This is a genomic window from Embleya sp. NPDC059237, assembly GCF_042754105.1.
Taxonomy (GTDB): domain Bacteria; phylum Actinomycetota; class Actinomycetes; order Streptomycetales; family Streptomycetaceae; genus Embleya.
In genome coordinates, this window is the sequence record NZ_JBHZAE010000004.1 from 516,926 (window position 1) to 531,081 (window position 14,156).

Here is a 14,156-nt window from a genome sequence, read left to right on the forward strand (position 1 = left end):
GTCACGACCGACCGCCGCGGCGCGCTGCGGGGCACTACACCCGGCTCGGTGAACGATCACCGGGGTGACCCGAATCACCAGGGCGCGACTCGATAATCCTTGAGGAAGCAGCCGAACGGCGCCTGCCCCCGCTCCCCGCGCACGATCGGGTCGTACACCCGGGCCGCGCCGTCCACGATGTCCAGGGGCGTGCGGAACCCGGCCGCGGCGACCCGCTCCTTGTCCGGGGCCGGCTTCTCGTCGGTGATCCACCCCGTGTCGACGCTCGTCATGTACACGCCCTGCGCGGCGAGTTCCTCGGCGCTGGTGCGGGTGAGCATGTTCAGCGCGGCCTTGGCCATGTTGGTGTGCGGGTGCCCGGGCGACTTGTACGCGCGCCCGAACTGGCCCTCCACCGCCGACACGTTGACGATGTAGCGCCGCTCGGCCGGGGCCGCGCGCAGTAGCGGCAACAGCCGACCCACCAGCACGAACGGCGCGGTCACATTGACGAGCTGCACCTCGAGCAGTTCCACCGGATCCACCTCGTCCACCTGCTTGGACCAGGAGTTGGCCGGGGCGCGGTCCGGGATCAGCCCGGCCGGGTCCACCAAAACGGGATCCGACCCCGGCTCGTACCCGGGCACGAGCGCCCCCGGCGCCGCGCCGAGCTCGAACCGGGGGACGAACGCGCCCGCGCCCAACGCCGCCCGCTCGGCTGCGAGCAGCGGCCCGTACGCCGACGCGGGTCGACGGATCGTCTGCGCGGCGTTGTTGACCAGGATGTCCAGGGGGCGCCCCTCGGCCACCAGGCGATCGCACCACGCGACGAGCCCGCCCAGATCGCGCAGGTCGATCGCGTGCACCCGCAGCCGGTGCGCCCAGCGGTCGTGGTCGGGCGCGGCGGCGAATCGTCGACGCGTGTCGTGCGGGAACCGGGAGGTGACGATCACCTCCGCGCCGTCGCGCAGCAGTTTGAGCACCAGTTCGTGGCCGACCTTCACCCGCCCGCCGGTGACCAGCGCCAGCCGGCCGCTCAGGTCGGTGCGCGCGTGTCGGCGCTCCCGGTTCTCCGCGGCGCACGACGGGCACAGCCGGTGGTAGAAGCCGTCGACGCGTCGATAGGGCTGCTTGCAGATGTAGCAGCGCAGGCCCCTCTCGACCACGCCGACGCAGGTGGGCAGCCCGGTGTCGTCCAGGGCGACGTCCTCGACCCGGTCGGCGGCGCCGAGCGCGGTTCGCTCGGTCACCTCGGTCCGCTCCCGGGTACGCAGTTCGCGCTGCTCCGCGCGGCGACGATGGCGGCCCGAGCGGTTGAAGGAGGCCAGGGCCCGCTCGATCGCGCGCCGCTCCGGGGCGTCCGGCGCGAGGTCGGACAGCGCGCCGAGCACGGCGAGGCAATCCTCGAGGGACGGGGTGGTGGGCAGTGTGTCCGCGTCGGTCATGATGGGGTCCCCCGAGGGCATTGCGGTGGCTCCGGCGACCGGCCCTATGGCTCGGAGCCGGCCGCCAGGGGGACGGCGGGCGAAGGTGTCGGCTGCTCTCCCATGGGCTCACTCCTTCGCGCACGCGTCGTGGGCACGGCGCCGCCCGAGACACCGGTCGGCACGTCGGCACACCGCCGACGGACCGTCAGGCTAGCGATCCCACGCGCCGGGGGTCACCGGTTTTTCCCCGGCGGACATGCCACGGGTCGGCCGCGCCCGACCCGCCCGGCCCGGTCGCTCAGTCCGCCTCTCGATGCCCCGGGCCCGGCCCCCTCCCGTCCACCACCGCTCGCAGCAGTTCCAATTCGGACACCGAGCCGGGCTCGCCCCCCGACACCACCAGGTGATTGGCCGCCCGCTGGAGTTCGGCGTTGACCGGTGTCGGCACCCCGTGCAGTCGGCCGAGGCGCACGATCTCGCCGTTGAGGTAGTCGGTCTCGATGCCGCCGGTGCGGCGGTACAGGCTCTGCCAGGACGAGCCGCCGGGCCGCCGCTCGCCGCCCACCGGGCGCACTTGGACGAGCGGGCTGACCGGGGCGAACTCGGCGTGGATCTCGGCCGAGAAGAGCACCGTGCGGGCCTCGTCCATGGCCAGCCGGTCCAGATTCCCACCGCGCGCGTTCGGGCCGCACAGCGCCTCGACCGCATTGCCGAGGTTGGTGACGAGTTTGCCGTACTTGTACGCGGTGATGTCCGCGTACACCTCGGAGCCGTATCCGGCGCCGGACAGGACACGTGACACCTGGGCCGCGAAGGCGTCCCGACCGTGCGGATACCGCCCGATGTCCAGCACCCCGGTCACCGGCGCGGAGTAGGCGTGCACCACGCCCGGTTCCAGATACGCGGTCGGGCAGGCGACCAGCACGCCGTACACGTTGGCGAACAGGCGCAGCGCGGTGTCCTCGTTGGCCACACCGTTTTGGGCGCACAGGATCGGCAGCTCCGGCTCGGCGTGTCGGGCCAGCTCGCGCAGCGTGCCGGCGGTGTCCTGCGACTTGACGCACAACACGACCGCGTCCACCTCGGACCAGATCGGCCGCGCCGCGAGGGCCGCGATCGTGGTCACCGCGTCGAGGCGGACCACGTCCTCGCCGTCGGGCGTGCGGACCCGCAGGCCGTGGGCGCGAATCGTGTCGACGTGCGCCCGCCGACCGACCAGGTGCACGTCGTGCCCCGCCCGGGCGAGGCGGGCGCCGAGGACGCTGCCGATCGCTCCGGCCCCCAGAACCACAAATCGCATGGCCGATCCCTCCCCGACGCGAGGACCCATCCAAACACGTCGAGGCCGCGCCGTGGGGCCGCCGCGGCCGCCGGTTTTCCGGTCTCCCGAAGCCGGCCTCGGCTCAGGTCGACGCCCAGGCCGGCACGTACCCGCCGCCGCGCTGCCCGGCCCCGCTCCCGCCGGCCTGTACCGCCGCCGCGCGCCGGGCCGCCGGCACGTGCTGGATCGAGGTGTGCGCCTCGCCCTCCACCACCGTGCGCCCGCCGCGCGGCTCGAAGCCGCGCCGGGTGAACCAGTCGGCGCTGCGCGCGTACACGTCGGCGATCACCGGTCGCGGACCGGCCAGGACCAGGGCGTGCCGAACCAATACCGTCGCGTGCCCCTGGCGTCGATGGGACAGGAGCGTACAGACGCGGCCCATCCGCAACAGGCCGTCCCCCTCCTCGGTCAGTCGCAGCGTGGACACCACCACGCCGTCCGCTTCCGCCCACAGGTGCGCGGTCCCGGGCTCGATGTCGCGGCCGTCGGGATCGAGCCAGGGCTGCCGGCGTGCGACCACGAAGACCCGGCTGCGCAGCGTGAGCAGCCGGTACAGACTCGCGGCGTCGATTTCGCCCGCTGTTCCGTAGAAGTACGACACGTCCATGTGCGGCAGGGTGACACCACGAGGGCGCCACGGAGTGATTTGGATCTGCCACGCGGGCAACGCTCGGATGAACACTTGGCGGCCGATCGACGGCGTCACGAGGGGACACCGGACCGGTCGCGAAGGGGTGCCGGACCGATCACGAGGGGGTGCCGGACCGGTCACGAGCGGGCTCCGAGCCGCCCACGTGGCAGATATCCCACTGCGTTCCGCACCGCCGGCGTGGAAGACTCGCAGGATCGCCCGCTCGCCGTGTGTTCGAGGTCGCGCGGGCGACCGCCCTGCGAGGAGGAGATATCCAGGTGAGCGTCGAAGAGTTGTCGCAGCCACAGAATCGTCCGATGCCCGAGCTGCGCCAGTCGGGCAAGCTCGCGGACGTCTGTTACGACATCCGGGGCCCGGTTCTCGACGAGGCGAAACGCCTCGAGGACGAGGGGCACCGGATTCTCAAGCTGAACATCGGCAACCCCGCGCCGTTCGGTTTCGAGGCACCCGACGAGATCCTGCATGACATGATCCGCAGCCTCCCGGCCGCGCAGGGCTACTCGGACTCCAAGGGTGTGCTCTCCGCCCGCCGGGCCGTGGTCCAGCATTACCAGACGCGCGGCATCGAGGGTGTCGACGTCGACGACGTCTACCTGGGCAACGGCGTCTCCGAGCTGATCGTGATGGCACTCCAAGCGCTGTTGAACAACGGCGACGAGGTACTGGTGCCGATGCCGGACTACCCGCTGTGGACGGCGGCGGTGAGCCTGTCCGGCGGCACCCCGGTGCACTATCTGTGCGACGAGGGCGCCGACTGGTATCCCGACCTCGACGACATCGCGGCCAAGATCACCGACCGCACCCGGGCGATCGTGGTGATCAATCCGAACAACCCGACCGGCTCGGTCTACCCGAAGCCGATCCTCGAGGGCATCGTCGACCTGGCCCGCCGGCACGGACTCCTCCTCCTCGCCGACGAGATCTACGACAAGATCCTCTACGACGACGCGGTGCACGTCCCGATCGCCTCCCTCGCGCCCGATCTGCTGTGCCTGACCTTCAACGGCCTGTCCAAGGCGTACCGGGTGGCCGGCTTCCGATCCGGCTGGCTGATGTTGTCCGGCCCCAAGCGGCACGCGACCAGCTACATCGAGGGCCTGAACATCCTGGCCAACATGCGCCTGTGCGCGAACGTGCCCTCGCAGCACGCGATCGCCACCGCGCTCGGCGGCTACCAGAGCATCAACGACCTGATCCTGCCGGGCGGCCGGCTGCACGCCCAGCGCGACGCCGCGTACGAGGCGCTGACCTCGATCCCCGGTGTGACCTGCGTCAAGCCCAAGGGCGCGCTCTACGCGTTCCCCCGGATCGATCCGGACGTGTGCAAGATCGTCGACGACGAGAAGTTCGTCTTCGACCTGCTGCAGAGCCAGCGGATCCTGGTCGTGCAGGGCACCGGATTCAACTGGCACCAGCCGGACCATTTCCGCGTGGTGACCCTCCCCCAGGTCGACGACCTGACCGACGCGATCACCCGGATCGGCGAGTTCATCGGGTCCTACCGGCAGTGATCGGGCGCCGGTCGGCGAGCGCGCGGGCCGGCGTCGTCGTCGCGACGCCGGTCCGCGTGTCGTGGGGCGCCCGGCCGCGCCCGGCGGGGGCGCTCTGCGCCCGCGCTAGCCGAGCAGCGGGCGCACCGTCAGCGCCTTCACCCTCGGCACCACCGACTCGCCGAGCGCCGAGGTCTGCTCCAGGTATTGCGCCCGCGTCGTGGCCGGCACGGTCAGCGTCACCCCGGTGACCCCGACCTCGGCCTGCTCGGTCAGGTCGGCCACGATCGCCTCGGGGTCGAACCCGTCGCCGTCGAACATGCTCATCCCGCGCGGCATGAAGGTGACGTCGATCGGATCGGTGCGGCCGACCGAGGCGGCGTACTCCCGGGCGTAGTCGAGCCGGGCGGCCAGATCGGCCAGCGTCTCCAGGCCGGGGGTCTTCAGGTGCCGGGACGCACCGGCCGGGGCGGGCATCGGCAGCCAGCCGTCGCCCAGGTCCACCACCCGGCGGATCGCCCGCTTGCTGTTGCCGCCCACCCACACCGGGATGCGGTCCTGCGCGGGCCGCGGCCGCATCGTGTTCCCCCCGACGCTCTCCCCGGTCCAGGCCGCGCGCATCGCCCGCAGCGCGTCGTCCAACACGTCGTTGCGATTCGCGTAGTCGGCGCCGAGCGCGGCGAACTCCGGCTCCAGGTAGCCCGCGCCCACGCCCAGGATCAGCCGGCCCCCGGAGAGCGCGTCCAGTGAGGAGATCATCTTCGCGGACAGGTACGGATTGCGGTACGCCGGGACGAACAGGTTGGTATGCAGGCGCAGCCGGGTGGTGGCCGCCGCCGCGAAGGACAGCGTGACCATCGGGTCCAGCGTGTGGTGGCCGCCGTGGGCGAGCCAGCGGTCGCCGGGAAACGGGTGGTCGGTGGTGAAGACCGCGTCGAACCCGGCGGACTCGGCCGCGCGGGACATCTCCATCACGGCCTCGGCGCCAATCAGATCGGCGCCGGCCTCGACCAGGTGCGTGGGCAGTCCGAGGGAAAGGAACATGGGCGGCAACGTAGCAGCGACCTGACGCATCGTCAGTAACCGCTGCCACAGCGGCCGTCCGCCCCGATCGCGGCACCACGATCGGCGCCTGCCCCGCTCAGTCGCGATAGGTGGTCGCCGGCGGCTTGGCCGCGCCCAGCGACGGAGCGAGCCAGGTGTCGTAGAGCCGCTGCCAGGTGCCGTCGGTCTTCATGCGTTCCATCACCGCGTTGAGAAAACGCACGAAATCCTCCTGGCCCCTGGGTATCGCGATGCCCTTGACCTCCTCGACGGTTTTCGGTCCCGTCACCTCCAGCTTCGGATCCTGCTCACGCAGACTCTCCAGGAGCGAGGCGTTGGTGTAGGCCGCGGCGACCCGGCCCTCCTGGAGTGCGACCAGGCAGTCGGTCCGGTCGGACACCGCGTAGACCTTGGCCTTGGACTCGGCCACCCGGCGCTCCGGCGTGGTGTTCGAGGACACGCACACGTACTTCCCGGCCAGGTCGTCCAGGCTCTGCACCTTCGAGTGCTTCGGCACCAGGAAACGCAGCGCGTCCTCGAGGTAGACCGCGGAGAAGTCCACCTGTTGCCGGCGCTCGCAGGTGATGGTCATCGCGTCCACCACCATGTCCACTTCGTTCTTGAGCAATACGTCGATCCGTCGACCCGGCGGGATGGTCTTGAACTGGACGCGGTCCACGTCGCCGAAGATCGCCTCGGCCACCTTCCGGGCCAGGTCGATGTCGAAGCCCTCCAGCTTTCCGGTGTCCTCGTTGGGCGCGGCGAACATCCGGGTGTTCTGGTCGACGCCGACCACCAGCCGACCCCGGTCCTGGATCGCGCGCATCGTCGAGCCGGTCGGCATCGCGCCCGCCCGGGGCGGGCCGGCGGGGGTCAGGCTCCGACTCGGGTCGCACGGCGGCGCCGGAACCGGGGACGCGAGCTTGGGATCCGGCACCCCCACCTCGATCGGTGCATATCGGGCAGGCGGCGCGGACGACGCGCCGGAGTCGCCCCCGCCGCCGGATCCGCATCCGGACGCGAGGAGCACCGTCGCCAGGGCCGCCACGGGAAGTGACGCTGCATCAAGTCTTTTGGGCCACACGGAATGCAGCATCCCAGGTCGCGGTTCGCGATCACTGAGGGCGTTCCCTCTGACCGGCGCCGCGGTCCGGCGCGGATCGGAACGGGCCGCGCGGCGGATAGCGTAACCGCACCCGATCGCGCGCGACGGGCCCGTTCGACGAAAGGACAACCACCCATGAGCCACCAGGCATTCGCCGAGCTGACCGGACCGGCCGCGGCGACCTTCGACGAAGTGCTGCGCCGCAACCCCGGCGAGCCCGAGTTCCACCAGGCCGCGCACGAGGTGCTGGAAAGCCTCGGCGCGGTGCTGGCCCGGCGTCCCGAGCTGGCCGACGCTGCGCTCCTGGAGCGATTGGTGGAGCCGGAGCGGCAGCTGATGTTCCGGGTGCCGTGGACCGACGACTCCGGTCGGGTGCGGGTCAACCGGGGTTTCCGCGTCGAGTTCAACGGCGCGCTCGGCCCGTACAAGGGCGGGTTGCGCTTCCACCCGTCGGTGAACCTGAGCGTGGTGAAGTTCCTCGGCTTCGAGCAGATCTTCAAGAACGCGCTCACCGGCCTGGGCATCGGCGGCGGCAAGGGCGGCTCGGACTTCGACCCGAAGGGTCGTTCCGACGCCGAGGTGATGCGCTTTTGCCAGTCGTTCATGACCGAGCTGTACCGGCACCTGGGCGAGCACACCGACGTGCCGGCCGGCGACATCGGGGTCGGCGGCCGGGAGATCGGCTACCTGTTCGGCCAGTACCGGCGGATCACCAACCGCTACGAGGCCGGGGTGCTCACCGGCAAGGGGCTCGGCTGGGGCGGGTCGCAGGTGCGTACCGAGGCCACCGGCTACGGCTGCGTCTACTTCCTGGCCGAGATGTTGCGGGTGCGCGGCGACGACCTGATGGACCGGCGGGCGGTGGTCTCCGGTTCGGGCAACGTGTCCGTCTTCGCGATCGAGAAGGCCCGCGAACTCGGCGCGCGGGTGGTCGCCGCCTCCGACTCGGCGGGCTACATCGTCGACGACAAGGGCATCGACCTGGACCTGCTCAAGGAGATCAAACTGACCCGACGCGGGCGGATCGCGGAGTACGCCGACCGGGTGGCGCACGCGCGCTACGTCGACGGCGGCTCCGTCTGGGAGGTCCCGTGCGACGTCGCGCTGCCCTGCGCGACGCAGAACGAACTGGACGGGGCCGCCGCGGCGCACCTGGTCAAGCACGGTCTGATGGCGGTCGCGGAGGGTGCCAACATGCCGTGCACACCGGAGGCGGTGCACGTGTTCAAGGCGGCGGGCGTGCCGTTCGCGCCGGGCAAGGCGGCGAACGCCGGCGGGGTGGCCACCTCGGCGCTGGAGATGGCGCAGAACGCGGCCCGCACCTCGTGGAGCTTCGCCGACACCGACGCCCGGCTCGGCGCGATCATGCGCGACATCCACGCCACGTGCCTGGCCACCGCCGCCGAGCACGACCGCGAGGGCGACTACGTCCTGGGCGCCAACGTGGCCGGCTTCCTGCGGGTCGCCGAGGCGATGACCGCCTTCGGCGTGGTGTGACCCACCGGGCCCGCCGTCCACGTACGGGCGGCGGGCCCGACTTACTCGGGGCGCACGGACACGTCCCGCTCCACGGTGCGGCGGAACACCTGCCGGGAGCCGCCCTCGGGGCCCGGTGCGGCGGGTTCGGCGGGGGTGAAGCCCAGGGACGTGTAGAAGGCGCGGGAGCCGCCCTCGCCCGCGCCCGGGTGGTCGGCCCCGAAGGTGACCAGTTCGACGGTGCCGGGACCGAATCGGCGCATCGCCTCGGCCATCAGCGCACGACCCACCCCGCGCCCCCGGGCGAGTTCCGACACCACCAGCCAGTGCACCCGGTACACCGGCGCCTCGGTGCCGAACAGCAGGCCGCCCAGGAGCCCGCCGGCGGGATCCCCGTCGTCGGGCACCACCAGCGCCCGATGGTCGCGCACGTGCTCGTCCAGGGCCGCGTGGAAGCCGGGTTCCGCGACCATCGGCCCGAACCAGTGCTCGACCTCGGCGGCCAGGGTCAGGAATCCGGGCCGATCGGCCTGCTGCGCGAGTCTGACGATCATCCGCCGAGTCTGCCAGGAACGATCGCCCGGCCGGCGACCCCGTCGCCCGGCCCGCGGCCCGTCCGCACCCGCCGCACCGCCGCGCCCCCGTGTGGAAAATCGTTGGCCCCGGCTCCGCGCCCGCTGTTACCTTCGCCGCGTCCTGCCCGCGCCGACCCGCGCGGCCCCCTTCCACCGAAATCAGGTGTTGATGCCCGTGCCCGCGCCGAGCGCGCCTCGTACGACCGCGGTCGGATCCGACACCGGGAAACCTCCCGGGCCGCACTGATCCCCCGGTGGGCTCGCCCGTCCCCACCCGCAGCGCACCGCGCGGCGCGTGAAGGACAGCGGCGACGACCCTTCCGAGACCGCTCGGCGCTTCCTTGCTGCCAGTGATCCCACCTCCCGGCAAGGAGATTTCCGAGTGTCCACCGGCACCACCGATTCCGGCCGGAATCACCCCACGTCACCGCGCGTCGACACCTTCGGGTGCGTGCGCTGCGGCCTCACCGTGACCACCGTCGACCCCGCCGGCGACCGGCGCAACCACTGCCCGAGTTGCCTGCACTCGCGGCACGTGGTGGACCACGTCGAGGGCGGCCCGTCCGAGTGCGGTGCGCGCATGTCGCCGATCTCGATCGCGGTGCTGCGCAACGGCGACTGGATGCTCGTGCATCGGTGCATCCGCTGCGACGAGCTGACCTCCAGTGCCATCGCGCCGGACGACAACCAGCTGATCCTGATCCGGATGGCCGTGCGACCGCTGGCCCAACCACCGTTCCCGCTCGAAGTGTTCGGGGAGCTGTGAGCATGGGCCGACACAGGTCGAGCGGCCGGCGCCCCCAGCGGTACAAGGACGTCACGCACGGCCGGTCCGGGCGCGGCGACGCATTCCGGTGCGTGGCGTGCCGGCTCGACGTACCGCTGGCGGCTCCCGGCACGGCCCATCGCAATCACTGTCCGCACTGTCTGACCAGCCTGCATCTCGACCGCCGCGTCCCGGGCGACCGCGCGGCCGAGTGCCGGGGACGGATGACCGTGCTGAGCATGTCCGTTCGGGCGGACGGGGAGTGGCAGCTGATCCATCAGTGCCAGTCCTGCGGTGAGCTGGGCGCGAACCGGATCGCGGGCGACGACAATCCGCTCGCCCTCCTGCGGCTCGCGCTGCGCCCGCTGACCGACTCGACCCGACCGATCCGCGCGTTGCTCACGCTGTAGGGCGACGCCCGGAAAGGCGGTTGGGCGCCGGTCGAGCCGTCGACGGCTCGACCGGCGCCCGTTCACGCCCGGCCCGCTACTCCATGCCGGTGCGTCCCGGCGACCAGAAGGGCTTGGTGAGCACCGATCTGCGGTCCCAGCCGTGGTCGGCGACCAGGCGGTCCCGAACCAGCTTGACCGTCCTCGCCTCGCCCGCCACATACGCCACCCCGGGCGTCGCGGGCAGCGCCAGTCGGCCCACCGCCGCGGCCAGGGTCGCCGAGGACGCCGCCGACGCGTCGCCGCGTTCGAGCCAGGTGAGCCGTTCGGCGTGCGGCATCGGCAGCCGATCGGCCGCGCCCGCGGTCTCGATCACCCCGTACACATGCGCCCCGGAGCCCACCGCCGCCAGCATCGCGCCCAGTGCCACCGACGCGGTCTCCTCGCCGACGAACACGTGGTACGGCGCGTCGGGACGCAGCACGAAGCCGCCCTCGGGTCGGCCGAACCGGACCCGGTCACCGCACCGCGCCGCCCGACCCCACGCGGCTCCCGGCCCCGTGCCGCCGTCGTGGTCCAGTACGCACAGATCCAGCGTCCCGGCCGCCGGGTCGTGGGCCCAGACCGAGTAGGTGCGCAGCAGGTTGCCCATCCCCTTGCGCCAACCCGTCATCGAGAGCACGTCGTTCACGTGCACCCGGACCTGTTGGCCGGGCCGGCAGGCCACCCCGCGCAACCCCGCGTCCTCGATCCGGATCCGGCGCATCCGGGCCGCGATCGACTCGGTCTCGACGATCGTGCCGGACAGGAACACCCGGTCGAGCAGTCGGTTCATCGGCCCCCGGCGCCGACTCGTCTCAGGGCTCATGCGGCGCTCCCGGAGGACACCCGGACGGCCGAGGTGCCGGCCCGGTCGCGATAGCCCACCGCGACCGCGGCGGTGGCCACCAGGACCAGGACGCCGACCACCAGCAGGCCCATCGACATCGCGTCGGTGAACGAGTCCACCACGCGGGCGTGTTCCGCGCCGCGGGCCCTGGACAGTTCCACCGCCGGCTGACCGTCGAACCGCACGGCCAGGATGGTGCCGAACACCGCGACCCCGAGCGCGGCGCCGATCTCACGGGCGGCGGTGTTCAGACCGGAGCCCAACCCCGCCTGGTGCCTGGGCAGTTCGGAGACCACGCCGAAGGAGAGCGCGGGCGCGCACAGTCCCATGCCCGCGGACAGGATCAGCAGGTAGGCGGCGTAGATCGCGTACGGGGTGCGGGCGTCCACCGTCGCCATGCACAACAACCCGACCCCGATCAGGCCCAGGCCCAGCACCACCAACGGCCGGGCGCCGAAGCGTTGTTGCGCCTTGACCGCGACCTTGGGCGCGAGCGCCATGCCGACCGTGAGCGGGACGATCGCAAAGCCCGTGCGCATGGCCGAGTAGCCCTTGACGTATTGCAGGTACTGGGCGTTGATGAAGAACAGCGCGAACAGTCCGAAGAAGCTCGCGCCGATCCCGAGCACGCCGGCCCGCAACTTGGCGGACTTGAACACGCGCGGGTCGAGCAGGGGGTTCCTCGCCCGCAGCGCGTACAGCACGAAGCCGAGCAAGAGCACGCCGCCCAGCGCGAAGCCGCCGATCACGTGCGTGGAGCCCCAGCCGAACTCCGGGCCCTCGATGATCCCGTACAACACCGCGACCAGACCGGCGATCAGCAGCGCGGCGCCGATCGGGTCGAGCGCGGCCGGATGCGTCTCGGTGCGGGGGGTGACCCACTGCACGACCGCGGCGAGCACCAGGGCGAGCGGGACCATGATCCAGAACAGGCCCTGCCAGGGCAGGTACTCCTGGACCAGACCGCCGCCGACGTTGCCGAGCAGGCCGCCCAGTCCGACCGCGAGCGTCCAGGAGGCCATCGCCTGCGGGCGGCGTTCGGCCGGGAAGACGTGCATCAGGATGGACATGGTCGCGGGCATGATCAGCGCGGCGCCCGCGCCGGAGATGCCGCGACCGGCGATCAGCGTCGCGGAGTTCGTGGCGAGCGCACTGACCGCGGCCCCGGCGGCGAACACGCCGAGCCCGGCGAGCAGCGCGCCCTTGCGGCCGTAGCGGTCGCCGAGCGCGCCGGCGGGGATCAGCAGGCCGGCGAAGACGATCACGTAGGCGTCGACGATCCACAGGATGCTGTCGGCGGACGGATGCAGCCGGGACGCGGCCAGTTGCGGAATGGCCAGGTTGATCGCGGCGACCATGCTCTGCGCGACCAGCACACAGGCGCACATCGCGATCAGCACGGCGCGCGAGGAACCGGCGCGTTCGGTTTCGGCACCGTCGGCGCGCCGCGCCGACGTGCCCAGGACGGGCGTGGACATGGGTCCCCCAGGAACTGACTGTCTGCGAAGGAAAGGAAGCACGGGTGGTGCGGGGAACTGCGTGTCCGGACTCCTTCACCGTAGGCTGGGGCACCGATTTACTCCAATGCATGTATCGCATGGAAAGGATGCGTGTGACGCAATCCGGGATGGACCTCAACCTGCTCACCGCGCTCGACGCGCTCCTGGAGGAGTGCAGCGTCTCCGGCGCGGCGCAGCGGATGCACCTGTCCGAGCCGGCCATGAGCCGCACACTGGGCCGGATCCGCAAGGCGCTGGGCGACCCGGTCCTGGTCCGGGCCGGGCGCACGATGGTACCCACGCCGCACGCGCTGGCCATCCGATCCGAGGTGCGGGTGGTACTGGAGCGCGCCCGGACGTTGTTCACCGCGGCCGGCGAGGTGGACCTGCGGACGATGTCCCGCACCTTCACCGTGCTGTCGCACGACGCGTTCACCGCGGCCTGCGCCGCGGAGCTGTTCACGCGCGCGGCGCGGGAAGCCCCGGGGGTACGGCTGAAGTTCCTGGCGGAGAGTCACACCGACACCCAGGCGCTCCGCGACGGGATCGCCGACCTGGAGGTGGGCGTGATCGACGCCACCGCGCCGGAGGTGCTGACCGAGCATCTGTTCCACGACCGTATGGTCGGCTGCGTCCGGGCCGGGCACCCGCTCCTGCGCGGCCGGTGTACGCCGGAGCGATTCGCCGCGGCCGAGCATCTGATCGTGTCCCGACGCGGCAAGCTGCACGGCCCGGTCGACACCGCGCTGGCCGAACTCGGGCTCACCCGGCGGGTGGTGGGCGCCGTGCCGACCTACCCGTCCTCGCTGTTCATCCTGCTGGAAGGCGACCTGGTCGGCCTGGTCGCGGCGCAGTTGATCGGCCTGACCGAGGCTCGGGGGTTGCGCACCTTCGAGGTTCCGCTGTCGTTGCCACCGCTGCCGATGGGACTGGCCTGGCATCCGCGCCACGACGCCGATCCGGGGCACGCGTGGCTGCGGGGGTGTGTGCGCGACGTGTTGACGGCGGGCAGGACGTGACGGCGCGCGGGGCGGTCGGGTCAGCCGTCGAGGCGCATGAGTTCGATCCGGGTACCGTCCGGGTCGGCCAGGAACACCAGTTCGGTCGATCCGGTCTCGCTCGGCAGGCTCGCCCGGGTCCCGGCCAGCAGCGTGCCGCCGTGTTCGACCAACCGGGCGGCGGCGGCGTCCACGTCCTCGACCAGGAAGGACAGGTGGGTCAGCCCGATTTGATTGCGCCGCCGCGAGGGTTCGCCCTGCGGTTCGGGCGAGGCGTAGTACAGCAGCTCGACGACCATGCCCTCCTTGGCGATCAGCTGGGAGACCAGGCGTACGTCACCCTCGACCTCCAGGGTGTGTGCGACCTCGTTGCCCACGTCGTAGCGGGCCACGGGGGCGAAGCCCAGGCCGTCGCGGTAGAACCGCAGCGCCCGATCCAGGTCGGTGACGCACACGCCGAGGTGGGACGGGGTATAGCTGACGGCGTCGGACACGGCGCGACTCCCGAGGTTGCTGACGGTGCGTCAGGTCCAGTGGTGCCCGCAC

General features: G+C 71.9%; 14 protein-coding genes. 5 read left to right on the forward strand and 9 right to left on the reverse strand.

The features are described 5' to 3' along the window. Positions 1–74: 74 nt before the first annotated feature. From ACFXKZ_RS16420 to ACFXKZ_RS16430, 3 genes are all read right to left on the reverse strand, one after another. Entirely contained in the window at positions 75–1,424 is a 1,350-nt protein-coding gene (locus tag ACFXKZ_RS16420; protein WP_380000872.1) for an SDR family NAD(P)-dependent oxidoreductase, read from the reverse strand. A 280-nt stretch (positions 1,425–1,704) separates the two neighbouring features. After that, positions 1,705–2,706, reverse strand: coding sequence for a ketopantoate reductase family protein (locus tag ACFXKZ_RS16425; protein ID WP_380000874.1), 1,002 nt, complete (start codon positions 2,704–2,706; stop codon positions 1,705–1,707). 103 nt (positions 2,707–2,809) lie between these two features. Next, entirely contained in the window at positions 2,810–3,334 is a 525-nt protein-coding gene (locus ACFXKZ_RS16430; RefSeq protein WP_380000876.1) for a GNAT family N-acetyltransferase, read from the reverse strand. Between the two features lie 341 nt (positions 3,335–3,675). Between ACFXKZ_RS16430 and ACFXKZ_RS16435 the strand changes: the two genes are divergently transcribed. After that, positions 3,676–4,890 carry a pyridoxal phosphate-dependent aminotransferase gene (locus ACFXKZ_RS16435; RefSeq protein WP_380000878.1) on the forward strand — a complete coding sequence of 405 codons (1,215 nt, stop codon included), beginning with the start codon at positions 3,676–3,678 and terminating at the stop codon, positions 4,888–4,890. A gap of 105 nt (positions 4,891–4,995) precedes the next feature. Here ACFXKZ_RS16435 and ACFXKZ_RS16440 read toward each other — a convergent pair whose 3' ends face one another. Both ACFXKZ_RS16440 and ACFXKZ_RS16445 read right to left on the reverse strand, forming a co-directional pair. Beyond that, positions 4,996–5,913, reverse strand: coding sequence for an LLM class F420-dependent oxidoreductase (locus ACFXKZ_RS16440; protein ID WP_380000880.1), 918 nt, complete (start codon positions 5,911–5,913; stop codon positions 4,996–4,998). A 97-nt stretch (positions 5,914–6,010) separates the two neighbouring features. Beyond that, positions 6,011–6,961: a glutamate ABC transporter substrate-binding protein gene (locus tag ACFXKZ_RS16445; RefSeq protein WP_380000882.1), complete on the reverse strand. Its 951-nt coding sequence runs from the start codon at positions 6,959–6,961 to the stop codon at positions 6,011–6,013. A gap of 192 nt (positions 6,962–7,153) precedes the next feature. Here ACFXKZ_RS16445 and gdhA point away from each other — a divergent pair, with 192 nt between their 5' ends. Next, on the forward strand, positions 7,154–8,515 hold the full coding sequence (gene gdhA, locus ACFXKZ_RS16450) for an NADP-specific glutamate dehydrogenase (RefSeq protein WP_380000883.1): 1,362 nt from the start codon (positions 7,154–7,156) through the stop codon (positions 8,513–8,515). A gap of 41 nt (positions 8,516–8,556) precedes the next feature. Here the strand turns inward: gdhA and ACFXKZ_RS16455 are convergent, their stop codons facing one another. After that, positions 8,557–9,048, reverse strand: coding sequence for a GNAT family N-acetyltransferase (locus ACFXKZ_RS16455; RefSeq protein WP_380000885.1), 492 nt, complete (start codon positions 9,046–9,048; stop codon positions 8,557–8,559). Between the two features lie 403 nt (positions 9,049–9,451). Between ACFXKZ_RS16455 and ACFXKZ_RS16460 the strand changes: the two genes are divergently transcribed. Together ACFXKZ_RS16460 and ACFXKZ_RS16465 are read left to right on the forward strand one after the other, a co-directional pair. After that, entirely contained in the window at positions 9,452–9,835 is a 384-nt protein-coding gene (locus tag ACFXKZ_RS16460; protein ID WP_380000887.1) for an RNHCP domain-containing protein, read from the forward strand. 2 nt (positions 9,836–9,837) lie between these two features. Then, positions 9,838–10,245 carry an RNHCP domain-containing protein gene (locus ACFXKZ_RS16465; protein ID WP_380000890.1) on the forward strand — a complete coding sequence of 136 codons (408 nt, stop codon included), beginning with the start codon at positions 9,838–9,840 and terminating at the stop codon, positions 10,243–10,245. Between the two features lie 76 nt (positions 10,246–10,321). Here ACFXKZ_RS16465 and ACFXKZ_RS16470 read toward each other — a convergent pair whose 3' ends face one another. Next, entirely contained in the window at positions 10,322–11,092 is a 771-nt protein-coding gene (locus ACFXKZ_RS16470) for a siderophore-interacting protein (protein ID WP_380000892.1), read from the reverse strand. Continuing rightward, positions 11,089–12,591: an MFS transporter gene (locus ACFXKZ_RS16475; protein ID WP_380000894.1), complete on the reverse strand. Its 1,503-nt coding sequence runs from the start codon at positions 12,589–12,591 to the stop codon at positions 11,089–11,091. The genes ACFXKZ_RS16470 and ACFXKZ_RS16475 overlap by 4 nt, the downstream gene beginning before the upstream one ends. Before the next feature lie 128 nt (positions 12,592–12,719). On the opposite strand from ACFXKZ_RS16475, the gene ACFXKZ_RS16480 reads away from it, so the two are divergent. Beyond that, positions 12,720–13,631, forward strand: a complete 912-nt coding sequence (locus tag ACFXKZ_RS16480) for a LysR family transcriptional regulator (protein WP_380000896.1) — start codon at positions 12,720–12,722, stop codon at positions 13,629–13,631. 20 nt (positions 13,632–13,651) lie between these two features. Here ACFXKZ_RS16480 and ACFXKZ_RS16485 read toward each other — a convergent pair whose 3' ends face one another. After that, positions 13,652–14,104 (reverse strand): VOC family protein, encoded by a 453-nt coding sequence (locus ACFXKZ_RS16485; protein WP_380000898.1) that lies wholly within the window; start codon positions 14,102–14,104, stop codon positions 13,652–13,654. Positions 14,105–14,156 lie beyond the last annotated feature (52 nt).